This window comes from Azospirillum melinis, assembly GCF_013340935.1.
In the GTDB taxonomy this organism is placed as follows: Bacteria; Pseudomonadota; Alphaproteobacteria; order Azospirillales; family Azospirillaceae; genus Azospirillum; species Azospirillum melinis.
The window spans coordinates 15,148-37,232 of the sequence record NZ_WHOS01000026.1; the positions used below are offsets into that span (position 1 = coordinate 15,148).

Here is a 22,085-nt window from a genome sequence, read left to right on the forward strand (position 1 = left end):
GGGGGCATGCGGCCTTACCGGTGGCCGCTGATCTCGGCGTGCAACGGCTTGGTATCCTCGAACGTCTTCTGCTGTTCGGGGGTGGCTTCCTTCTGGTGCTTCTGCTTCCATTCGGAATAGGGCATGCCGTAGACGGCGATGCGGGCATCCTCGTCGGACAGTTGGACGCCGCGTTCCTTGGCGGCGGCCGCGTACCATTTCGACAGGCAGTTGCGGCAGAAGCCGGCGAGGTTCATCAGGTCGATGTTCTGCACGTCGGTGCGCTTGCGCAGATGTTCGACCAGACCGCGGAAGGCGGCAGCTTCCAGTTCGATGCGGGTCTGGTGGTCCAGATCGGCCATGGGGTCTCAACTCCTCCGGTATTCTTGTTCAGTTATAGCTCCATGCGTTTAATATGAAACGCATGGAGCTATAGCTTTAAGTTTGACGATCGGATTCACGCGTCAAATCGAGTCCGATTTTACGCGATCCGATCTAAGAGTGGGGTGGCCGGTGCAGCGTGACCATCCGGCCATAGGGATGAAAATCGCGCGAACCGCCACCGCCGGCGATGGTGCGTACCACCGCCTCGCGGTCGATGGCGACGAAACCGGCCAGCGACTGAATCCCGTAATCGAACAGGCGCGGGGTCAGCGGCGTTCCGGGGCCGACCATCGCCACCTCCGCTCCCGCCGAAACCCGCAGCAGGCGGGGCAGGGTGCGGTTGGCGAAGGCCGACGCCGTGATGGCCACCGCATCGGCGCCCGGCAGCAGCCAGTCGCAGGCGGCCTCGGGGTACTCGCCCTCCTGCGGGTTCATGTCGATCACCTTTGCGCGGGGCAGGCGGCGGGCAAGCTGCGGGAAGCCGCCGATCACCACGACCCGGCCCTCGACCGAGGCGAACAGGTCCAACCCGTTGCCGGGGACGCCGGTCACGTCGGGCCGGTTGTAATGCGCGTTCAGGGCGGCGACGCCGACGGCGATCTCCAGCGGATCCCAGGACTGAGCGGCCATTGCGGCAAGATCGCGCAGGCCCCGCCCGGTCCAGCGCTGCGCATTGTCCTCTGCGGCGCCCTCTGCCGCCGGCGCCTGCCTCGCGGCGACGCCGAGGCCATCGGCGGTTTCCACCAGCACCCATTTGTCGCCGGTGACGACGCGGCGGACATCGGCATCGGCGACGCCCTGCACCAGATCCTGGTACATCCGCTGCGGCCCCCACCAGCGCCAGAGCGCGTTGGCCACCGGGGAGAGCAGGTCGCAGAAGCCGCCGGTCGCGGTCTGCCATTCGTTGAGATAGCGGCTGCCGACGCTGGTCAGCACGGGAATGCCTTCGGCGATGGCGGCCAGCATCTCGTCCGACAGGCCGTCGCCATGCGATTCAAGCCCGGCGAACTTGTTGACCACCAGCAGGTCGACGCCCGCCGCGACGGCGTTGCGGATCGCCTGGCTGGCTTCCGCCACGCCGGTCGGATCGACGCGGCAGGACTGCGATTCCCGGCCCAGCCTCTGGGTGATGTCATAGGCGTGGCCGGTGGCGACGTCGACCAGTTCCATCCGCTCGGCGCAGTCGTCGCCCGGCCCGTGGTTGCGCTGGACCAGTCCGCCGACACGGAAGCCGCGCCGCTTCAGCTCCGCCGAAAAGCCGTCCAGCAGCGTGTCGACACCATGGGAGCCGGGTCCATGGATGACGGCGCCGGGACGCAGGGACGGCAGAATGGCTGGGGAAAGCGGCATCGGGGCAGGGACCTTTCGCGGGACGGCGGACGGGCGGCGATGGACGCCTCAGACGCCGCGGCGGATTCGGTAGACGAAGACCGTCTTGTGGATTTCGTCGGGCTGGGTTTCATGCGACAGCAGCGCGTTGTCGGTCGTGTTGCAGAAATGCCTGAAGTCGATGACGGAGGCTGGATCGGTTGCGTAGACCACCAGCTCCTCCCCAGCCTCCATCCCGTTCAGCAGGGCGCGGGTGCGCAGGATGGGCAACGGGCAATGCAGCCCCTTCACGTCAAGCTCTCTCGCCGGCACCGCGCCCGCTCCACACTGGTTGAGGACAAAATCCTTACTCGACATGTGACTGTAGCCGGTTCGCCTCCGCATCTCCAGACCGGCGGCGGGGGGCCGCATGCGCCGCGGTCGACCCTCGTCCGAAATTTTCCGGTCCCTGCGCTGTTGTACGGCGCAATCGCAAGGAATTTGCCCCGAGAAACTTTGACGAAAGGACTGCGGTCATGGCGAAGCGGCCGGGCAGCGATATGAGCGACAAGGTGGTTGTCATCACGGGCGCCTCCAGCGGCATCGGTCGGGCGACCGCGCTGGAGTTCGCCAGCCAGGGGGCCGCGGTGATCCTGGCCGCCCGGCGGATGGCGGCCCTGCACGAGGTGGCGGAGGAGTGCATCGAGGCCGGCGGCCGCGCCATGGTGGTGCCGACCGACGTGACCGACCAGCGCGCGATGCAGGCTCTGGCCGACCGTGCCGTCCAGGCTTTCGGCGGCATCGACGTCTGGGTGAACAATGCCGGCGTCATCGCCTTCGGCCGTTTCGAGGACATCCCCGACGAGGTGTTCGAGCAGGTGGTGCGCACCGACTTCTTCGGCATGGTCCATGGCTGCCGCGCCGTGCTGCCCCATTTCCTCGACCGCGGGGAGGGCATCGTCATCAACACTGCGTCGATGGTGTCCAACATCGGCCAGCGCTATGCCACCCCCTACACCGCGGCGAAGTTCGCCGTGCGCGGCTTCTCCGAATCCCTGCGGCAGGAACTGGTGGACGAGCCCGACATCCATGTCTGCATGGTCATGCCGGCCTCCATCGACACCCCGCTGTGGCAGCATGCCGCCAACTACACCGGCCGGGCAATCAAGCCGCTGAACCCGATCCACCCACCGGAGGAGGTCGCCGCAGCCATCCTGTCGCTGGCGGCCAATCCCCAGCGCGAGCTGTTCGTCGGCGCCGAGGGGCGTCTCGCCGCCGTTGGCAATGCCATGGCGCCGCAGATGACCGAGCGAGCGCTCGCTCACACCATTGAGCGCGACATGTTCCAGAACCGCTCCGCCCCCGACACCTCGGGCGGCGTGCTGACGGCCATGCCGGAATATCAGGGCGCCAGCGGCGGCTGGATGGAGCGGCAGCCGGAGCACGGCAGGGGTAAAGGCCGGGGCAGGGAGGAGGGGCGGGGGCGTGCCTTCTCCTGGACCAACCTGACCCTGTTCCTGCTGCCGGTGGTGCTGGCCAGCCGCCCTCTGGCGGGCAGGACGATGCGCCACATGTGACGATTGATCGGCAGGGCGCTTGATCCGGCGGTCCGGAGCCGTTATACGCTCGCCCCTTTTCCGGTGCGGCGGCTGGCCGCACCGGTCATCCGGGCAGGAGGCGGGACATGACGGCGTGCGGGCTCGATTTCGGCACCTCGAACACGACGCTGGGCGTACAGGATGCGGACGGCTTCCGGCTGCTGGCGCTGGACGGCACGCGGACGACCCTGCCGACCGCGGTGTTCTTCGACTTCGAACATGACCGGACCACCATCGGCCAGGCCGCCATCGACGGCTATGTGTCCGGGGTGGAAGGGCGGCTGATGCGCTCGATCAAGTCGATGCTCGGCACCGACCTGATCGATGCCGATACCGCACTCCGCAAGGGCCGCATCAGCTTCCGCGCGGTGATCGGCACCTTCCTCGATCTGGTGAAGAAGCGGGCGGAGGAGGCGCTGGGCGGGGAACTTGGCGACGTCGTGGTCGGCCGCCCGGTCCATTTCGTCGATGGCGACCCGGCCGGCGATGCCGCGGCGGAAGAGACGCTGGGCCAGATCGCGCGGGCTGCCGGCTTCCGCAACGTCTCCTTCCAGTTCGAACCCATCGCCGCCGCTCTCGATTACGAGCAGCAGGTGGCGGGCGAGGAACTGGCGCTGATCGCCGACATCGGCGGCGGCACCTCCGACTTCTCGGTCGTGCGCATCGGGCCGGCGCGGCGCGGCAAGGCCGACCGGGCCGGCGACATCCTGGCCAACGACGGCATCCGCGTCGGCGGCACCGATTTCGACCGCGACCTCAGCCTCGCCACCGCCATGCCGGAGCTGGGGCTGGGCAGCGCCATGAAGCGCGCCGGGCTGCTGGCACCGAAGAGCATCTATTTCGATCTGGCCACCTGGTCGAAGATCAACTTCCTCTACACCGCCAAGGCGATGGCCGAGCTGGAACGCCTGCAACGCGATTCTGCCGAACCGGAGAAGATCGAGCGCCTGATCGGCGTGGTCGAACACCGCCAGGGCCATGCGCTGGCGATGGCGGTGGAGCGCACCAAGATCGCCCTGTCCGACCATGAGGCGACGCAGTTGGCGCTGGATTGGGGCGACGGCGATCTGTCGCTGGCCGTCGACCGTCCGGCGCTGAACCGCGCCACCGGCTCGCTGGCGGCGCGCATCGGCACGCGCATCCGCGACTGTCTGTCCGATGCAGGCGTGACCGCCGACCGCATCGACGCGGTGTTCCTGACCGGCGGCTCCACCCTGCTGCCCCAGGTCCGCGCGGCGATCCTGGCCGAGGCGCCCGGCGCGCGGGTGGTGGAAGGCAACATCTTCGGCTCCGTCGGCCTGGGGCTGACGGTGGAGGCGTTGCGGCGCTACGGATGAACGGAACGGGGTGGGAGGTGACCTCCCACCCCTGACCGGTCACTGCACGACGATGCGCGGCGCCGCACGGCCGCCGGTGCCGCCGCCGATCTTCTCCCACAGGCGCGTTGCGATCCGGCGATAGGCCTGGGCATGCTCGGAGTCCGGCTGCGACACCACGATGGGCTGGCCCTGGTCGGAGGTCTCGCGGATCGACAGGTGGAGCGGGATCTCGCCGAGGAACTCCATGCCCAGATCGTCGGCTTCCTTGCGGGCGCCGCCGTGGCTGAAGATGTCGGTGCGGTGGCCGCAGTTGGGGCAGCAGAAATAGCTCATGTTCTCGATGATGCCCAGCACGGGCACATCGACGCGGCGGAACATGTTCAGCCCCTTGCGGGCATCCAGCAGGGCTATGTCCTGCGGTGTGGAGACGATCACCGCACCCGCAAGCGGAACCTGTTGGGCCATGGTCAGCTGGGCGTCGCCGGTGCCCGGCGGCATGTCCACCACCAGCACGTCGAGGGTGCCCCAGTTCACGTCGCGCAGCATCTGCTGCAACGCGCTCATCACCATCGGTCCGCGCCAGATCATCGGCGTGTCCTCGGCCACCAGGAAGCCCATGGACATCACCTTGACGCCGAAATTCTCCATCGGCTCCAGGCGCTTGCCGTCGGGGCTGTTCGGCCGGCCGGCGATGCCCATCATGCGCGGCATCGACGGGCCGTAGATGTCGGCATCGAGCAGGCCGACCTTCAGCCCGTTCGCCGCCAGCGCCAGCGCCAGGTTGGCCGAGGTGGTCGACTTGCCGACGCCGCCCTTGCCGGACGCCACCGCGACGATGGCCTTCACACCGGGGACCAGCGGCTTCTGCGGATCGTTCTGCGGGGCACCGCCATGGGAGTGCCCGTGGGAATGACCATGCGAGTGGCCATGCCCGCCGTGCGAGTGGCCCTGCTGCGGCGCCGCCTGGGGGGCGGCGCGGTGGGCGGTGAGCACGGCGGTGACCGAAAGGACGCCGGGCAGGGCATCGACCGCCTTTTCGGCGGCGTGGCGCAGGGGTTCGGCCTGCGCGCCGCGCTTGGGGTCCACTTCGATGGAAAAAGCGACATGCCCGTCGCGCACCACGAGGCCCGACAACATGCCCAAACTGACGATGTCGCCGCCCCGGTCCGGGTCGATGACGGTCTTCAGCGCCTGCATGACTTGAGCTTCGCTGATCTGCGCCATGGTTGAAAACTCCGCTGTCTTCCCGATATTGGCGGATATCCGTTGGTGGAATCCTTGCCGAAGGGTATGGGGGACTATAGGACCGACGGACGAGATCGGTAAAGGGATGCGCGGGGCTTAAGCCATTGCGCTTCCACATGATGGGACGAATCGCAGAGGGGGACTGAGTCGGATGCCGTGGAACAATCAAGGTGGGGGCGGAGGTGGCGGCCCCTGGGGTCCCCCGCCGGGCAACAACGGCCCGGGCAACCCGTGGGGCCGTCCCCAGGGCGGAGGAAATGGCGGCGGTGGCGGTGGCCCGCAGCCTCCCGACCTTGAGGATCTTCTGCGGCGGAGCCAGGACCGCCTGCGGCGTGCCATGCCCGGCGGCTTCGGCAGCGGCCGCGGCGTGGCGCTGGTCGCCGGCGTGCTCGGCCTGATCTGGCTCGCCAGCGGCATCTACCGCGTCGAGGCGGACGAGCAGGGCGTCGTCATGCGCTTCGGCGAGTGGACCCGCACCGAACAACCCGGCCTGCGCTATCGCCTGCCGTCGCCGATCGAGACGGTGCTGCTGCCCAAGGTGACTCGCGTCAACCGCATCGAGGTCGGTTACCGGTCCTCCGTCGGCGGCGGCCGCAACGACCGCGACGTACCGGACGAGTCGCTGATGCTGACCGGCGACGAGAACATCGTCGACATCGACTTCACGGTGTTCTGGGTCATCAAGGACGCCGGCAACTTCCTGTTCAAGATCCGCGAGCCGGAAGTGACGGTGAAGAAGGCCGCCGAAAGCGCCATGCGCGAGGTCATCGGCCGCACCGACCTGCAGCCCGCCCTGACCGAGGCCCGACAGCAGATCGAAACCTCGACCCGCCAGCTTCTCCAGACCATGCTGGACGAGTATCAGGCCGGCATCGAAATCACCCAGGTGCAGTTGCAGAAGGCCGATCCGCCGCAGCCGGTCATCGACGCGTTCAACGACGTGCAGCGTGCCCGCGCCGACCGCGAACGCGCCCGCAACGAGGCGGAAGCCTACCGCAACGACATCATCCCGCGCGCCCGCGGCGAGGCGGAGCGGCTGGTTCAGGAGGCTTCCGCCTACCGCGAGCAGGTGGTCAGCCTGGCGCAGGGCGACGCCGACCGCTTCCGCAAGGTTTACGAGGCTTATGCGCTGAGCAAGGACGTCACGTCCAAGCGCATGTATCTGGAGACCATGGAGGAGATCTTCCGCGGCCGGAACAAGATCATCGTCGAGGGTTCGGCGCAGAACGTCGTTCCCTATCTGCCGCTGAACCAGCTGGCCCCGAATGCCACGCCGGTTCCGCAGCAGCAGGCGCCGCGCCAGGCCCCGTCCAACCAGGGCGGCAACCAGGGGGGCGCGCGGTCCGGCACGCAGACGCAGCCGCTGTCCGCGCTGCCCCAGAATCCGTCAATGTCCGGCCAGTGAGGAGGATCGCATCATGAAACGCACCCTCGCCATCGCCGGTATCGCCATCGTCGCCCTCGGCGTCGTCGCGTCGTCCGCCCTGTTCACCGTCAACGAGGCCCAGCAGGCGCTCGTCCTGCAGTTCGGCGAGCCGCGCCGGGTGATCCAGGATCCGGGCCTGAAGGTGAAGATCCCGTTCATCCAGGAGGTCCGGCTGCTCGACCGCCGCGTCCTCGACCTCGACCCGCCGGTGGAGCAGGTCATCCTGGCCGACCAGAAGCGCCTGGATGTCGATGCCTTCGCCCGCTACCGCATCCACGATCCGCTGCGCTTCTACCAGACCGCCGGGACCGAGGCGGTGGCCGAAACCCGCCTGAACTCCATCGTCAATTCGGCCCTGCGCCGCGTGCTCGGCAACGTCACGGTGCTGGCCGTCCTGTCGGACGAACGTGCCCGCATCATGACCGACATCAAGGGGCAGGTGAACGACGAGGCCAAGCGCTTCGGCATCGAGATCGTCGATGTCCGCATCCGCCGCGCCGACCTGCCGGAGGAGACCAGCCAGTCGATCTTCGCCCGGATGCGCTCCGAACGCGAACGCGAAGCGTCCGAGGCCCGCGCCCAGGGTCAGGAGCAGTCGCAGCAGATCAAGTCGCGCGCCGAACGCGAGCGCACGGTCATCATCGCCGAGGCCCAGCGCGATGCGCAGATCCTGCGCGGTGAAGGCGACAACAGCGCGTTGAAGCTGATCGCCGATGCGACCTCGCAGGACCCCGCCTTCTACGGCTTCTACCGGTCGCTTGAGGCCTATCGGAAGTCGCTGAACGGCAACGACACCACCATGGTGCTGTCGCCGACCGGCGAGTTCTTCCGTTACTTCAACGGCGCCGGCCCGCAGGTCGGCGGTGGTGCTCCCGCACCGGCTCCGGCAGCGGCTCCGGCCCCCGCGCCGGCCGCTCCGGCGCAGTAACGCCGCGCCACAGGTTCGAAACCGCTTGCGGCCGGATTGGGGTTTTTCCCCGGTCCGGCCGCAGTGCTGTCGGGCCGGGCGAGCCGGTGGAGCGACGGTCCGCAGCAAGAGTTCAAAAGAAAACTCCGGCCTTAAGTTTTCCACTGGTGCCGACTGGACCGGCACGCCATCTTGCGGCCATACTCTTGGCCCAACACATATATGGCCCAGAACTGGGCGGCCGCTCCCGTCCATGGAATCGGCCGGACGTCTGGTAGGGAGAGCACGTTGATTCGCATACCCAACTTCGAACCCGCCACGCGCGGTGCCGTGGCCGAGGCCCGGCCTCGCAAGGCGGGCGTCCGGCCGCTGGTCGCCGCAATCGTCTGGGGCATGACGTCGGTCATGGCCGGCGGCGCCGTGATGGGCGGCATCGCTGCCGCGCCGGCCCAGGCCCAGGCGGCGACGCCGAACCGCAATGCGCCCGGCAGCTTCGCCGATCTGGCGGAAAAGCTGCTGCCGGCGGTCGTCAACATCTCCACCAGCCAGAACGCGCCGCAGCGTCCGCAGGGCCAGCGGCCGGAGATCCCGCAGTTCCCGCCGGGCTCGCCCTTCGAGGATTTCTTCAAGGACTTCTTCGACCGCCAGCAGCAGCAGGACCAGCCGCAGCGCAAGGCGACGTCGCTCGGTTCCGGCTTCATCATCGACGCCAAGAACGGCTATGTGGTCACCAACAACCACGTCGTTCAGGACGCCGACGAGATCACCGTCATCCTGCAGGATGATACCAACATCAAGGCGGAGCTGGTCGGCAAGGACAGCAAGACCGATCTTGCCCTGCTGAAGATCAAGACCAGCCACCCGCTGGTCGCCGTGCCCTTCGGCGACAGCGACGCCATGCGCGTCGGCGACTGGGTGCTGGCCATCGGCAACCCGTTCGGCCTGGGCGGGTCGGTCACCGCCGGCATCATCTCGGCGCGTCAGCGCAACATCGACGCCGGCCCGTACGACGATTTCCTCCAGACCGACGCCTCGATCAACCGCGGCAATTCCGGCGGCCCGATGTTCAACCTGAACGGTGAGGTCATCGGCATCAACACCGCCATTTTCTCGCCATCAGGCGGGTCGGTCGGCATCGGCTTCGCCATTCCGTCCAACCTCGCCAAGCAGGTGGTGGCGCAGCTGAAGGACTATGGCAAGACCCGCCGCGGCTGGCTGGGTGTGCGCATCCAGGCGGTCACGCCGGAGATCGCCGAAAGCCTGGGCCTGCCCGGCCACAAGGGCGCGCTGGTCGCCTCCGTCACCCCCGATGGCCCGGCCGCCAAGGGCGGCATCCAGGCCGGCGATGTCGTGACCAAGTTCGACGGCCGCGAAATCGACGAGATGCGCCGCCTGCCCCGCGTCGTCGCCGAAACCTCCATCGACAAGGCCGTTCCGGTCGAAGTGTGGCGCAAGGGCAAGTCGCAGACCGTCCAGGTCAAGGTCGGCGAGCTTGAGGCCGCGGAGGAGCAGGGTCTGCTCGCCGCCGGTCCGGACGAGAAGCAGCAGCCGAAGGACAAGGCCCCGGCCCAGAAGCCGACCGAATCCCTCGGCATGAAGCTGACCGCCATCACCCCGGAACTGCGCCAGCAGTACGAGATCAAGCCCGACATGAAGGGCGTGGTCATCACCGACGTGGTGAGCAACTCCACCGCGGCGGAAAAGGGACTGCGCGCTGGCGACGTCATCATCGAGGTCGGCCAGGAAGAGGTCCGCAAGCCCGAGGACGTGACCGCCAAGGTCCAGAAGGCCAAGGAGCAGAGCAAGAAGTCGGTGCTGCTGCTGGTCGATCGCAAGGGCGATTTGCGCTTTGTGGCGATCCCGCTCAGCTGATCGCCCGCGGGCAATGAAGAAGGGCGCTGGCGGGAAACCGCCGGCGCCCTTTTCGTTTGTGGACAGTGGGAGAAGGAGCTTGCTGCGCGCCTATGCTCCGTCCAGCAGCATCGCCAGGGCGACGACGCCGGCGAGCAAGGCGCACAGGGTGGCGACGATGGCGAGGCTGCGCAGGTACTGGAGGAATTCGCCCTGTTTCCAGGCACTGCGTCCCAGCAGCACAAGATAGCCCGCCATGGCGGCGGCGATGATCTGCCAGCCCATCCTGTCCTCATCCTCTCTCCGCTTGGTGGCGGAAGCCGGTCGAAATGCGCATGCGCGGCCGGGCAAGGTCAAGGCTACGACGATGGCGGCAGCCTCTTCTATGCCGAAAGTACGGATGATCCATTCGGGGTATCTGTTGGCGTCATCCCGTCGGCAGTGATCGGAGCAACCCGGTGTGAGAATTTTGCGGCATTGATTGCTTAGGAGATACGCTCATACGCAAATAAGTGGTGGTTAACAAAACAGTTAACGCCTTTGCGCATAACAATGTTCGCTGCTGTGATATCTTTGGATCCGGAAATCTTGGAGAGGCTTTGCGCATATGCCCAATGCGTTCTTCTTTTAACTCCGGAGAGTGGTACCGTAGGACACGACACGGGGGTAACCTCCCCCTAAATAACGGCCTGCCGAAGCTATCGAGGGGTAATCGCCGAATCGCCAATGCGTCGGGACCTTCCTCTGTACAACGGCCTTCATCCTGGCCACGACGTCATGACGATCGACTAAAATTGCGGGAGCGGACGATGGACTCAGTGCGCGCTTTTCTTATCGACTCGAACAAGCTGTTTCGCGAGGGGCTGAAGCGCCTGCTCGACGATTCGCCCTTCCAGATCGTCGCCGAGGCGGGAAACCTGCGGGAGGCGCTGGGTTCGGTTGAGAACGGCATTCGGCCTCAGCTGGTCCTTCTTGACCTGCAGAATGGCGGCGACGAGGAAGCCGACGGCATGCGCCGCCTGCGCGCCCTGCTGCCGGAAACCCGGCTGGTCATCCTGACCAGCGACCTGTGCACCCGCCGCCTGGCGAACGCGCTGGAAGCCGGTGCCGACGGCTATCTGATGAAGGACCTGTCGTCCGACGCGCTGGCACAGTCGCTGAAGCTGGTGATGATGGGCGAGAAGGTGTTCCCGACTCATCTGGCGGCTCTGCTGATCTCCGGCCGGGTCAACGGCAACGGCACCGAGATGCCGGTGTCGCGCAAGGGCCTGTCGCAGCGCGAAGTGCAGATCCTGCGCTGCCTGTTGAACGGCGACAGCAACAAGATGATCGCCAACCATCTGAACATCACGGAAGCCACCGTGAAGGTTCACCTGAAGAGCCTGCTGCGCAAGATCAACGCTTCCAACCGCACCCAGGCCGCCATCTGGGCGCTGAACAACGGCATCGGCGGCGAGCTTGCCGGCGCCAATGTCGTCGCGGCGGCGGCGAACCAGTAACCCCGCGCTCGTCCATTGCCCCCGTTCCCACCTTTCCTGCCTGCGCTTTACTGCTCGTAGGGAGGGTGGGGGACGAGGCCGTCATTGCATGACATGAATTGCCCGCCTGAATGAAGGCGGGCTTTTTCATGGCATCACCTCATCGGATCAGATCGGCAGCCGGATCACCGCGCGCAGGCCGCCGTAAGGGCTGTCGTCCAGCGTGATGTCGCCCCCGTGGCTGCGCGCCACGTCGCGTGCGATGGTCAGCCCCAGGCCCGAGCCGCCGGTGTCGAGGTTGCGGCTGCTGTCGACGCGGAAGAAGGGCTTGAACACGTCATCGCGCAGATAGGCAGGAATGCCGGGACCGTCGTCGTCCACGGTGATTTCGATCACGCCGTCCTTCCGGTCCGCCTTGACCCAGGCGGTGCCGGCATGACGGCCGGCATTGACCAGCAGGTTGGCGATGCAGCGGCGGACCGCGTTGGGCCGCAGCGGAAGGGACAGCCCCTCCGGTGCGGTCAGCGTCACCTCGGTTCCCTCGCGCCGGGCACCGACGGCAACCTCGTTCAGCAGGCGGGTCAGGTCGGTCGGCTGCACCGCCTCGGTCCCCTCGCCGCGGGCGAAGGCGAGGTAGCCTTCGATCATCTCCTCCATCTCGGCGACGTCGGCCTTCAGTTCCTCCACCTCGGGGTCGAGGTCGGGATCCTCGATCATGTCGAGCGCCAGCTTCATCCGGGTCAGCGGCGTGCGCAGGTCGTGGCTGACGCCGGCCAGCATCTCGGTTCGCTGGTTGATCTGGCGCTGGAGACGCTCGCGCATCAGCAGGAAAGCGGAAGCCGCCTGCCGCACCTCCGTCGCCCCCTCCATCTTGAAGTTGGAGACGTCGCGTCCCTTGCCGAGAGCGTCGGCGGCAATCGCCAGCCGCTTGATCGGCCGGATCTGGTTGCGCATGAACAGGATGGCGACGGCGAACAGCACGATGGCCGACCCGACCATCCACAGGATGAAGATGTAGCTGGTGGGTGTGAACAGCCGGCGTTCCGGCGACATCACCGACAGCACGCCGTCGGCCATCTGCACCCGGATCTCGTACCATTCATGGGCGACGCGGGTGTTTATCGTGAAGGGGCGGCCGACCCGCTCATCCAATGCCTTGCCCAGCGTGCGTTCCAGCAGGCCGCTCAGCTGGCGGCGCTGGTCCGGCAGAACCTGCTCGGGCTCCAGCGTGACGATCAGGTCGGTGGTGCGGGCGGCGGTCGCGAGAGTCCAGTCGCGGCCGTCCTGCGACGGGTCGCGTTCCAGCATGGCGATGACGGTGGCGATATCGCCGGCGACCGCATAGGCCAGCCGGTTCGTCACCGTGTCCCAATGGCGGTCGTAGAAGATCCAGGTCGCCACCGCCTGGGCCAAAATCACCGGCGTGACGATGATCAGCAGGGAACGGCCAAACAGGGTGCGCGGCAGGAATCTCTTCAGGAACGGCGTGCGCCGCCGCCGTTCGGCCCGGCGGGCCGCCGCCCGCCTGGCCGCCGCGTTGTCGGCTCCGGCCTGTCCGCTCGCCGTCACGGATCGGGCCTCAGCACATACCCCTCGCCGCGGACGGTGTGGAGATAACGCGGCTCGCGCGGGTCGGCCTCGATCTTGCGGCGCAGGCGTGTGACCTGGACATCGACGGTGCGGGCGTTGCCGGCGACCTTGCTGCGTTCGGTCAGCTCGTCGCGCGTGAAGGTGATCCCGGGCGAGGTGGCGAGGATGCGCAGCAGGCTGGCCTCCGCCGTGGTCAGGCGGATCACCTCGTCTCCCTGGCGCAACTCGTCCCGGTCGGGCAGGTAGGTGAGGGGACCGAGCCGGACCGGAGCCGCCGGCGGGGCCGTCGGTTCCGGCGGGCGTGCCGCCTGCCGGCGCAGGATGGAGTTGATGCGCAGCAGCAGCTCGCGCGGGTTGAAGGGCTTGGCGAGATAGTCGTCGGCCCCGGCCTCCAGCCCGGCGATGCGGTCGTCCGGCTCGTCGCGGGCGGTCAGCAGCAGGATCGGCAGGTCCCGCTCGCGCCGGAGCGATTCGGTCAGCGACAGCCCCGATTCGCCCGGCATCATGATGTCGAGCACCAGCAGGTCGAAGGCCAGCCCGCCCAACTGTGCCCGCGCATCGGCGGCGTCACGGGCGGTGCTTACCAGAAAGCCGTTGCCGGCGAGGTATTTGCGCAAGAGTTCGCGCAGGCGGGTGTCGTCGTCGACGACCAGGATGTGGGGCTGATCTTCGGTCATGGCCGGACTATAACGCGGCTCCCCGCAATCGACATAGAGGTGCCTGTCGAACATATCTTGGGTATGCATGGCGGGCAGTCGTGTAAGCGCTTGGCCGTTTTGGCCTTGATCCGTGTTAACCTCCATGTGCCCTCCGCTGAGGGCCGAGAGACACGAGGAGCGATCACGATGGCCGACCACCACAGGTCCAACGACCCCCGGGACCTGGACGCCCAAGACCTCGCCGACATGACCCGTGCCTTCCTGGCGAAGGGCGGGAACATCGTTCAATGCCCACCGGGCGCTTCTGAAAACGTGGTGTACCGCAAGGGCGGCTTCCGCCGCCGCAATCCCAACGAGGCGAAGACGGCCGCTGAAAAGCCGGCCGACGGCGCAACCGAAGCAAAGCCGACCGAGGCCCAGACCGCGGCTCCGGTGGAGACTATCGAATCGAAGGCGGGCTGATCCGCTTCGGCGTTTTCCGGGTCAGCGTTTGACGGCAAGACGGGCAGGGGGAACGGGCGGAGCGAATTTCGCCCGGTCCTCCTCGTCCAGCATGCCCATCATCACCTTGCGGAAACCCTCCACCGCCTCGGCCCCCGCCATGCGATAGGCACGGGCGATGCGCTGACGCTGGGTCTCGGACAGCTGGCGTTCCAGCTCCACACCCTTTTCCGTCAACTCCAGCAGCCGCTGCCTTCGGTCGCGGGCACCGGTCTGCTGGTCGATGAAGCCCTGCCGGACCAGTTCGCCCAGCACGCGCGACAGGCTCTGCTTGGTGATCTTCAGGATCGCCAGCAGTTCCGACACCGTGATCTTCGGATAACGGCCGACGAAGTAGATCACGCGGTGATGCGCGCGGCCGAAGCCGATTTCCGCCAGAATTTCGTCCGGTTCGGCGGTGAATTCGCGATAGGCGTAGAAAAGCAGCTCCATCCCGGTGCGGAGTTCCTCCTCGCGGAGGAAGAGCTGGTTCACGCCCGCTTTAAGGTCAGCCATGGCGACGCGGTTGGTTCGATTTGTTCTAATTAGGACAGTAACTCAGACATAAACAATCGTGCGTCCGGTTACAAGAACAAGCTCGTTCCAGGAACCGGCTTTTCCTCCCACGCTCAGGCGCTGCCGATCAGGATGCCGGTGCCGAAGACGAGCAGCCCGCCGACCACCACCTGGAAGGCGGCGGACAGCAGTGGGGTGTCCATATAACGGTTGCGGATCCAGGCGATGACGGCCAGTTCCACCGCCACCACGGCGATGGCGACGGCGGTCGCTGTCCAGAAATGCGGGATCAGATAGGGCAGGGCGTGGCCCAGCCCGCCCAGCGTGGTCATGGCACCGCAGACCAGACCGCGCAGCCACGGGCTGCCGCGCCCGGTCAGCGACCCGTTGTCGGACAGCGCCTCGGCGAAGCCCATCGAGATGCCGGCGCCGATGGAGGCGGCCAGACCGACCAGAAAGGTCTCGTGGCTGCTTTGGGTGGCGAAGGCAGCGGCGAACAGCGGGGCCAGCGTGGACACCGACCCGTCCATCAGCCCGGCCAGACCCGGCTGGACGATCTGCAGGAGGAACAGGCGCCGTTCCGATTCGTGCTCCTGTTCCCGCACCTGGGGGGAGACGTATTTCGCCTCCAGCCGCTCGGCCTTGGCCTCGTGCCGCCGCTCCTCCTCCGCTAGGTCCCCCAGAAGCTGGCGGATTGCGGTGTCCTGCGACCGTTCGGCGGCGCGGGTGTAGAAGCGCTTGGTTTCCGCCTCCATCAATTCTGCCTGCCGCCGCACGGTGTCGAGCCCCAGCGGGCGGGTCAGCCAGACCGGCTTGCGCTCGACGAAGCCCTTCACGTCCTGGCGGCGGATCAGCGGGATGTGGTCGCCGAATCGTGCCTGGAACAGTTCCAGCAGCCGATGACGGTGTCCGCTTTCCTCCGATGCCATCGCGCGGAACAGCTTGGCGGTGTCGGGATAATTGTCGGCAAGACCATGGGCGAACTCGTCATAGATGCGGCTGTCCTCCTCCTCCAGCGCGATGGCGAGTGCCAGCAGCTCCTTTTCCGTCAGGTCCGAAAAATTCTTCATGGTGATCAGGCCTTCGCCGAGGGGAGTTGGTGCGTTGCAAATGATGCTATTCCGGAAAGGGGTATCCGCAACATGGCACTTCGTATGGTTCGGCTCTGCCAAGGATGTGATCCGGCTTTGCCGGAGGGCCGCTGGCCGGCTTCCGCCGGGGGACTGCTACAAGATGTCTCTTATGGCTTTCGGAGGGCGATGTGCCGGTCGGGTGAGTGGAAATTCCGCAACGGGCTTGCTATGGGCTTTGGTCACGAGAGGCCAAGAACGTTCCACAAGTTCCCATATAAAGCCGAGACAAGAAGGAAACGACCATGACCGCCAACCGGAAGCTGATCGCCGGAAACTGGAAGATGAACGGGTTGAAGGCCGACGCGCTGGATCTCGCCTCCGACCTCGCCGGTCGGCTGAAGGGCGCCGGGCCGGTCGCTTTCGACATGCTGGTCTGCCCGCCCTTTCCGCTGCTGTTCCCGGTGGGCGAGGCGATCGCCGACAGCCCGCTGGCGCTGGGCGGCCAGGATTGCGCGCCGAAGACGTCCGGCGCCCATACCGGCGACGTGGCGCCGACCATGCTGAAGGACGCCGGCTGCCGCTTCGTCATCCTCGGCCATTCCGAGCGCCGCGCCGACCATGGCGAGAGCGATGCCGTGGTGAACGCCAAGGCGGTGGCCGCCCACAAGGAGGGACTCGTCGCCATCATCTGCGTCGGCGAGACCGAAGCGCAGCGCGATGCCGGCCAGGCCAACGCCGTGGTGTCGGGGCAACTGGCCGGCTCCATCCCCGCCGGGGCGACGGCCGACAACACCGTCATCGCCTATGAGCCGGTATGGGCCATCGGCACCGGCAAGACCGCGACCCCGGACGATGTGAAGGCTATGCACGCCCATATCCGCGCCGAGCTGGACGGGAAGATCGCCGGGTCCGCCAAGGTCCGCATCCTCTATGGCGGCTCGGTCAAGCCGAGCAACGCGGCGGAGCTGATGGCGGTGGAGAATGTCGACGGCGCCCTGGTCGGCGGTGCATCGCTGAAGGCCGACGATTTCTGGGCCATCGGCACCGCCTGCCGCTGACGCCGGCCCTTCCAGGCGGCATGGCGCCCATCGGTGTCAGCCATGCCGCCAATGGATAAGGCGCAGGTATTTTGGCGCTGGCATATCGCGCGATGGCGCGGTACAAACAATGGGCGCGCGCCACGGGCCCTTAAGACGGCCTGTGGCGCGCTATTCGATTTTTGGGATGGTGTGGGGTGAGCATCGCATGGAATCGGTGATTCTGGTCATTCACCTGCTGATCGCCGTCGGGCTGGTCGGTGTGATCCTGATCCAGCGGTCGGAAGGCGGCGGGCTCGGCATCGGCGGCGGTACGATGGGCGGCATGATGAGCACCCGCGGCACGGCTAACCTGCTGACGCGGACCACCGGCATTCTGGCGGGCTGCTTCTTCGCCACCAGCATTGTGCTGGCGATCCTGGCCGGCGGCCACTCGCGCCCGGCGTCGATCATCGACACGCTGCCGGCCAGCCCGGCGGCTCCGACGGCCCCGGCCCAGCCGGCCGCTCCGGCCCAACCCGCGCCGCCGGTGTCCCAGTAACGGGACGGTTTCCAGCGCACGGGTGCGAAGCGGACAGTGAGGCGGCCTCCCCGAAGCCGCCTCTTTCTTTTGAGGGCTGATTGCGGCCGATGCCGTGGCGGCTCTCCGGGGACTGGAACATTCGCTCCTATCGGGGACATGGAAACTCCATCCCCTACGGGGACATGCCAAATCCGTCCCCTCTGGGGACATGGAACAGCTCTCAAGCTCTTCGGACGGACATGACTCGCTACATCTTCATCACCGGTGGCGTCGTTTCTTCGCTGGGCAAAGGTCTGGCATCGGCGGCGCTTGGGGCGCTTCTCCAGACGCGCGGCTACAAGGTGCGGCTGCGCAAGCTGGACCCGTACCTGAACGTCGATCCCGGCACGATGAGCCCGTATCAGCACGGCGAGGTCTTCGTGACCGACGACGGGGCCGAGACGGACCTTGACCTCGGCCATTACGAGCGCTTCACCGGCGTGTCGGCCCGCAAGGGCGACAACATCACCACCGGCCGCATTTACTCCACCGTGATCGCGAAGGAGCGTCGCGGCGATTACCTGGGCGGCACCGTCCAGGTCATTCCGCACATCACCGACGAGATCAAGGAGTTCATCCGCGCCGACGCCACCGACGAGGACTTTGTCCTCATCGAGATCGGCGGCACGGTGGGCGATATCGAGTCGCTGCCCTTCCTGGAGGCGATCCGCCAGTTCGGCAACGAGGTCGGCCAGGAGAATGTGCTCTACATCCACCTGACGCTGCTGCCTTACATCCCGACCGCCGGCGAGCTGAAGACCAAGCCGACCCAGCATTCCGTCAAGGAACTGCTGAGCGTCGGCATCCAGGCCAACATCCTGCTGTGCCGCGCCGACCGTCCGATTCCGGAGAACGAGCGCAAGAAGATCGCGCTGTTCTGCAACATCCGTCCGGAGCGGGTGATCGCGGCGCTCGACGTCGACTCGATCTACCAAGTGCCGATCAGCTACCATGAAGAAGGCTTCGACACCCAGGTCCTGAGTTATTTCGGTCTGCCGACCGACAAGGAGCCGGACCTGTCGCGCTGGACCCGCATCATGGATCGGGTGCGCAAGCCGCAGGGCGAGGTCACCATCGCGGTGGTCGGCAAGTACATCAGCCTGCTCGACAGCTACAAGTCGCTGGCCGAGGCGCTGACCCATGGCGGCATCGCCAACAACGTCAAGGTCAACCTCGACTGGATCGATTCGGAGATCTTCGAGGATGACGATGCGGCGGTGAAGCGGCTGGAAAACGTCCATGGCATCCTGGTGCCGGGCGGCTTCGGCTCCCGCGGCACGGAAGGCAAGATCCGGGCGGCCCAGTTTGCGCGTGAGCGCAAGGTGCCGTACTTCGGCATCTGCTTCGGCATGCAGATGGCGGTGATCGAAGCCGCCCGCAACATGGCGAAGATCGAGGATGCCGGCTCCACCGAACTGGGCAAGCCGGGCAACCCGGTCGTCGGCCTGATGACGGAGTGGATGCGCGGCAACACGCTGGAACGCCGTGCCGAAGTCGGCGATCTGGGCGGCACCATGCGTCTGGGCGCCTATCCGGCCAAGCTGCTGGACGGCAGCAAGGTCGCCGAGGTCTACGGCACCACCGACATCTCCGAACGGCACCGTCACCGCTATGAGGTGAACGTGTACTACAAGGAACGTCTGGAGCGCTGCGGCATGAAGTTCAGCGGCCTGTCGCCGGACGGGGAACTGCCGGAGATCGTCGAGATCCCCGACCATCCCTGGTTCATCGGCGTGCAATTCCACCCGGAACTGAAGTCCAAGCCGTTCGAGCCGCACCCGCTGTTCACCGCCTTCATCAAGGCGGCCATCGATCAGAGCCGGTTGGTCTGACCTCTTCAGATCGACCGTCCTCGGCTACGGAAGCCCCGCCCTCACCGGCGGGGCTTTTTGCTGCCGGCGACCTTCCCCATACGTCAGGTGCCTTGCGCGCCGGATACCCTTGTGCGACGATCCTCTGAAAATCGGACAATAAAACAATCTGATCGGGGAAGGGCCATGAATCGCGTCAGGATCGCTGCGCTCGCCACCTGTCTGACCGCGGTCGCCGCGGTCCCGGCCGCTGCGGCGGATTACTCCTCCACCATCTTCTTCGGCGACAGCCTGACCGACAGCGGCGCGTTCCAGTCGCTGCTCCCCGTCGGCGGCAAGTTTACCACCAACCCGGGTCCGGTGTGGGCGGAGACCGTCGCCGGGGCGCTCGGCACCTCCGCCACCACGGCGGCGGCGCGGGGCGGCACCGACTATGCGGTCGGTGGGGCGCGGGTGAACACCTCGGTCGGCTTCCCCGCATCCGGTCCAACCGCGCTCGCCCCCAGCGTGGCGACGCAGATCTCCGGTTATCTGGCCTCCAGCGGCGGCCGGGCCGACCCCAATGCGCTCTACACCGTCTGGGGTGGGGCGAACGACATCTTCACGGCACTCAACAACCCCGCCACCGCCCAGGCGACAGTGACTCAGGCCGCCAGCGATCTGGTGATGCAGGTGGCGCGGCTGCGCGCGGCTGGCGCGCGCACGATCCTGGTTCCGACGGTGCCGGACATCGGATCGACTCCGTTCGGACGGGCGCAGGGCTCAGCCGCGGCGGCACAGATCACGCAGCTGGTCAGCGGCTATAACCAACTGGTCACGCTGGGGCTGGCGAATGCCGGCGTATCGGTCATTCCCATCGACACCTATTCCCTGCTGCGGGCGGCGGTGGCAGACCCGGCGGCCTTCGGCTTCACCAACGTGACCGGCACCGCCTGTACCACCAGCAGTTCTCTGCTCTGCACCTCCGGGACGTTGGTGGCGCCCAACGCGGCGCAGACCTACCTGTTCGCCGACGGCGTCCACCCGACCACGGCCGGGCATCGTGCCGTGTCGGACTTCGTGCTGAACGCGCTGACCGCCCCCGGCAATGTGGCGCAGCTTGCCGAATCTCCGATCCACACCCGCGACCGGCTGACCTCCACCATCCTGGCCCAGGCGGCGACCAGCCTGTGGAGCCGCAAGCCCGGCACCAGCGGTGCCTGGATCAGCGGCGGGGTCGGCCGGCTGACCAGCGACCGCACCGGCGACCCCGGTGCCGGCGGTCAGGCGGAGGTGCGCGGCACGCCGCTGTCGGTCAGCGTCGGCATCGACAAGCGCTTCACCGAGAACCTCCTGCTGGGCGTGGCCGGCACGGCGTCGCATTACCGCGGCAGCTTCTCCACCGGCGGCGACTACAAGCAGCGGGAATATGTGCTGAGCGGTTACGGCGTCTACCGCATGGGCGGTGCCTTCGTGAACGGCGTCGGCTCCATCGGCTTCGCCGATTACGACCTGCGCCGTGGCGTCAGCATCAACGGCACCGATCACTCCACCAGCGGCAACACCGAGGGCATCAATGCCTCCATCGGTGCCGAGGGCGGCTATGAGTTCATGACTGGCGGGCTGACCCACGGTCCGGTGCTGGGCCTGCGCTACCAGCATGTCGAGGTGGAGGGATTCAGCGAGGACAACAGCCTGTTCGGCTTCACCTACCGGTCGCAGACGCATAACTCGCTGGTCGGCAGCATCGGCTACCAGGCGGCCTATGATTTCGGCAGCGTCCTGCCCTATGCCAAGGTGACGCTGAACCGGGAGTTCAAGGACGACCAGCGGACCATCACGGTGGAAAGCCGCAGCATTTCCACGCTGGCCTACGACGTGGCGGTGGCGAAGCCGGATCGCAGCTATGTCGACCTGACGGCCGGCGCCTCCTTCAAGCTGGCGGAGTCGGTGACCGGCACGCTGGGCCTGAATGCCCGGCTGGGCGAGGAGAACCGCCGCGATTACGGCGGCTTCGTCGGCGTCAGCGTCGGTTTCTGACGAAAGGCGGGGTGACCGGGAGCAACTCCGCTCCATATCAGGGGCGGATTTGCCAACGGGAGGATGACAGGGCCATGTCAGACGTGATGATCGATGCCGCCGATGGCGGCCGTTTCTCAGCCTATGTCGCCAAGCCCACGGTGGCCCCCGCCGGCGGGCTTGTGGTGATTCAGGAAATCTTCGGCGTCAACGCGGTGATGCGCGAGATGTGCGACTGGTACGCCTCGCAGGGCTTCCTGGCGGTGTGCCCGGACCTGTTCTGGCGCCAGCAGCCGGGCGTGCAACTGACCGACAAGACGCAAGAGGAATGGAACCAGGCCTTCGCCCTGCTGAACGGCATGGATCAGGACAAGGCGGTGGACGACCTCAAAGCAGCGCTGGCTTGGGTGCGTGGTCAGGACGGCTGCACCGGCAAAGCCGGCAGCGTCGGCTACTGCCTGGGCGGTCGGCTGGCCTTCATGATGGCGACGCGGTCGGACGCCGATGCCAATGTCGGCTATTACGGCGTCGGTCTGGAGGGGCTGCTGGGCGAAGCGGGGAAGATCGCCAAGCCGCTGTTGCTGCACATCGCGGAGAACGACAAGTTCTCCAGCCCCGAGAAGCGCGATGCGGTGGTCGCCGGGGTGAAGGACAACAAATGGGTGACTGCCAAGGTCTATCCGGGCATGGACCATGCCTTCGCCCGACCGGGCGGCGAGCATTACGACCGCGATGCGGCCGACGAGGCGAACCGGCTGACGGTGGAGTTCTTCCGGACGCATCTGGCCTGACGCCAGCGCCGTTGACCGATTCCCTGAATAGTGGGATGCAAGGGTCTTCCGACCCTTGCCCGAACCCCTGTCG

Annotated in this window: 21 protein-coding genes; 12 read left to right on the forward strand and 9 right to left on the reverse strand. The window is 66.8% G+C overall.

The window, feature by feature from the left end:
* Positions 1 to 14 precede the first annotated feature (14 nt).
* From GBZ48_RS19350 to GBZ48_RS19360, 3 genes are all read right to left on the reverse strand, one after another.
* Complete coding sequence (locus tag GBZ48_RS19350; protein WP_149233625.1) at positions 15 to 341, reverse strand: DUF1244 domain-containing protein; 327 nt, start codon at positions 339 to 341, stop codon at positions 15 to 17.
* Positions 342 to 474: 133 nt separating this feature from the next.
* Positions 475 to 1,713: a DUF2478 domain-containing protein gene (locus GBZ48_RS19355; RefSeq protein WP_174472494.1), complete on the reverse strand. Its 1,239-nt coding sequence runs from the start codon at positions 1,711 to 1,713 to the stop codon at positions 475 to 477.
* Positions 1,714 to 1,761: 48 nt separating this feature from the next.
* Positions 1,762 to 2,004, reverse strand: a complete 243-nt coding sequence (locus tag GBZ48_RS19360) for a sulfurtransferase TusA family protein (RefSeq protein ID WP_209798139.1) — start codon at positions 2,002 to 2,004, stop codon at positions 1,762 to 1,764.
* Between the two features lie 203 nt (positions 2,005 to 2,207).
* Between GBZ48_RS19360 and GBZ48_RS19365 the strand changes: the two genes are divergently transcribed.
* On the forward strand, positions 2,208 to 3,248 hold the full coding sequence (locus tag GBZ48_RS19365; protein ID WP_174472496.1) for an SDR family oxidoreductase: 1,041 nt from the start codon (positions 2,208 to 2,210) through the stop codon (positions 3,246 to 3,248).
* Between the two features lie 107 nt (positions 3,249 to 3,355).
* Entirely contained in the window at positions 3,356 to 4,606 is a 1,251-nt protein-coding gene (locus GBZ48_RS19370) for an Hsp70 family protein (protein WP_174472497.1), read from the forward strand.
* A 39-nt stretch (positions 4,607 to 4,645) separates the two neighbouring features.
* On the opposite strand, the gene apbC is transcribed toward GBZ48_RS19370, so the two are convergent.
* Positions 4,646 to 5,812: an iron-sulfur cluster carrier protein ApbC gene (gene apbC / locus GBZ48_RS19375; protein ID WP_174472498.1), complete on the reverse strand. Its 1,167-nt coding sequence runs from the start codon at positions 5,810 to 5,812 to the stop codon at positions 4,646 to 4,648.
* Between the two features lie 172 nt (positions 5,813 to 5,984).
* Here apbC and hflK point away from each other — a divergent pair, with 172 nt between their 5' ends.
* The 3 genes from hflK to GBZ48_RS19390 all read left to right on the forward strand — a co-directional run bounded on the left by hflK (position 5,985) and on the right by GBZ48_RS19390 (position 10,038).
* Positions 5,985 to 7,238, forward strand: coding sequence for an FtsH protease activity modulator HflK (hflK, locus tag GBZ48_RS19380; RefSeq protein WP_174472499.1), 1,254 nt, complete (start codon positions 5,985 to 5,987; stop codon positions 7,236 to 7,238).
* 13 nt (positions 7,239 to 7,251) lie between these two features.
* Positions 7,252 to 8,187 (forward strand): protease modulator HflC, encoded by a 936-nt coding sequence (gene hflC, locus GBZ48_RS19385; RefSeq protein WP_174472500.1) that lies wholly within the window; start codon positions 7,252 to 7,254, stop codon positions 8,185 to 8,187.
* A 372-nt stretch (positions 8,188 to 8,559) separates the two neighbouring features.
* The gene (locus tag GBZ48_RS19390) at positions 8,560 to 10,038 is read left to right on the forward strand and encodes a DegQ family serine endoprotease (protein WP_425486005.1); all 1,479 of its coding nucleotides are present in this window, start codon (positions 8,560 to 8,562) and stop codon (positions 10,036 to 10,038) included.
* A gap of 90 nt (positions 10,039 to 10,128) precedes the next feature.
* Here GBZ48_RS19390 and GBZ48_RS19395 read toward each other — a convergent pair whose 3' ends face one another.
* Positions 10,129 to 10,302 carry a hypothetical protein gene (locus GBZ48_RS19395; RefSeq protein WP_174472501.1) on the reverse strand — a complete coding sequence of 58 codons (174 nt, stop codon included), beginning with the start codon at positions 10,300 to 10,302 and terminating at the stop codon, positions 10,129 to 10,131.
* Positions 10,303 to 10,826: 524 nt separating this feature from the next.
* On the opposite strand from GBZ48_RS19395, the gene GBZ48_RS19400 reads away from it, so the two are divergent.
* Positions 10,827 to 11,516 carry a LuxR C-terminal-related transcriptional regulator gene (locus GBZ48_RS19400; protein ID WP_098739703.1) on the forward strand — a complete coding sequence of 230 codons (690 nt, stop codon included), beginning with the start codon at positions 10,827 to 10,829 and terminating at the stop codon, positions 11,514 to 11,516.
* A 147-nt stretch (positions 11,517 to 11,663) separates the two neighbouring features.
* On the opposite strand, the gene GBZ48_RS19405 is transcribed toward GBZ48_RS19400, so the two are convergent.
* Positions 11,664 to 13,064 (reverse strand): ATP-binding protein, encoded by a 1,401-nt coding sequence (locus GBZ48_RS19405; RefSeq protein ID WP_174472502.1) that lies wholly within the window; start codon positions 13,062 to 13,064, stop codon positions 11,664 to 11,666.
* Positions 13,061 to 13,762: a response regulator gene (locus tag GBZ48_RS19410; RefSeq protein ID WP_098739701.1), complete on the reverse strand. Its 702-nt coding sequence runs from the start codon at positions 13,760 to 13,762 to the stop codon at positions 13,061 to 13,063. Before GBZ48_RS19410 ends, GBZ48_RS19405 begins: the two co-directional genes overlap by 4 nt.
* 168 nt (positions 13,763 to 13,930) lie before the next feature.
* Here GBZ48_RS19410 and GBZ48_RS19415 point away from each other — a divergent pair, with 168 nt between their 5' ends.
* A complete protein-coding gene (locus GBZ48_RS19415; RefSeq protein WP_246307315.1) occupies positions 13,931 to 14,206 on the forward strand; it encodes a hypothetical protein in 276 nt (91 codons plus the stop codon).
* A 21-nt stretch (positions 14,207 to 14,227) separates the two neighbouring features.
* Here GBZ48_RS19415 and GBZ48_RS19420 read toward each other — a convergent pair whose 3' ends face one another.
* Together GBZ48_RS19420 and mbfA are read right to left on the reverse strand one after the other, a co-directional pair.
* Complete coding sequence (locus tag GBZ48_RS19420) at positions 14,228 to 14,740, reverse strand: MarR family winged helix-turn-helix transcriptional regulator (RefSeq protein WP_098739700.1); 513 nt, start codon at positions 14,738 to 14,740, stop codon at positions 14,228 to 14,230.
* Between the two features lie 113 nt (positions 14,741 to 14,853).
* Positions 14,854 to 15,810 (reverse strand): iron exporter MbfA, encoded by a 957-nt coding sequence (mbfA, locus tag GBZ48_RS19425; RefSeq protein ID WP_174472503.1) that lies wholly within the window; start codon positions 15,808 to 15,810, stop codon positions 14,854 to 14,856.
* A 305-nt stretch (positions 15,811 to 16,115) separates the two neighbouring features.
* Here mbfA and tpiA point away from each other — a divergent pair, with 305 nt between their 5' ends.
* The 5 genes from tpiA (at position 16,116) to GBZ48_RS19450 (ending at position 22,012) form a co-directional block, all read left to right on the forward strand.
* Positions 16,116 to 16,871, forward strand: coding sequence for a triose-phosphate isomerase (tpiA, locus tag GBZ48_RS19430; RefSeq protein WP_174472504.1), 756 nt, complete (start codon positions 16,116 to 16,118; stop codon positions 16,869 to 16,871).
* Positions 16,872 to 17,058: 187 nt separating this feature from the next.
* Complete coding sequence (gene secG, locus GBZ48_RS19435; protein WP_174472505.1) at positions 17,059 to 17,391, forward strand: preprotein translocase subunit SecG; 333 nt, start codon at positions 17,059 to 17,061, stop codon at positions 17,389 to 17,391.
* Positions 17,392 to 17,612: 221 nt separating this feature from the next.
* Positions 17,613 to 19,244, forward strand: coding sequence for a CTP synthase (gene pyrG / locus GBZ48_RS19440; protein ID WP_174472506.1), 1,632 nt, complete (start codon positions 17,613 to 17,615; stop codon positions 19,242 to 19,244).
* Positions 19,245 to 19,409: 165 nt separating this feature from the next.
* A complete protein-coding gene (locus GBZ48_RS19445; protein ID WP_174472507.1) occupies positions 19,410 to 21,242 on the forward strand; it encodes an autotransporter domain-containing protein in 1,833 nt (610 codons plus the stop codon).
* 74 nt (positions 21,243 to 21,316) lie between these two features.
* Positions 21,317 to 22,012, forward strand: a complete 696-nt coding sequence (locus GBZ48_RS19450; RefSeq protein ID WP_174472508.1) for a dienelactone hydrolase family protein — start codon at positions 21,317 to 21,319, stop codon at positions 22,010 to 22,012.
* The last annotated feature ends 73 nt before the right edge of the window (positions 22,013 to 22,085 follow it).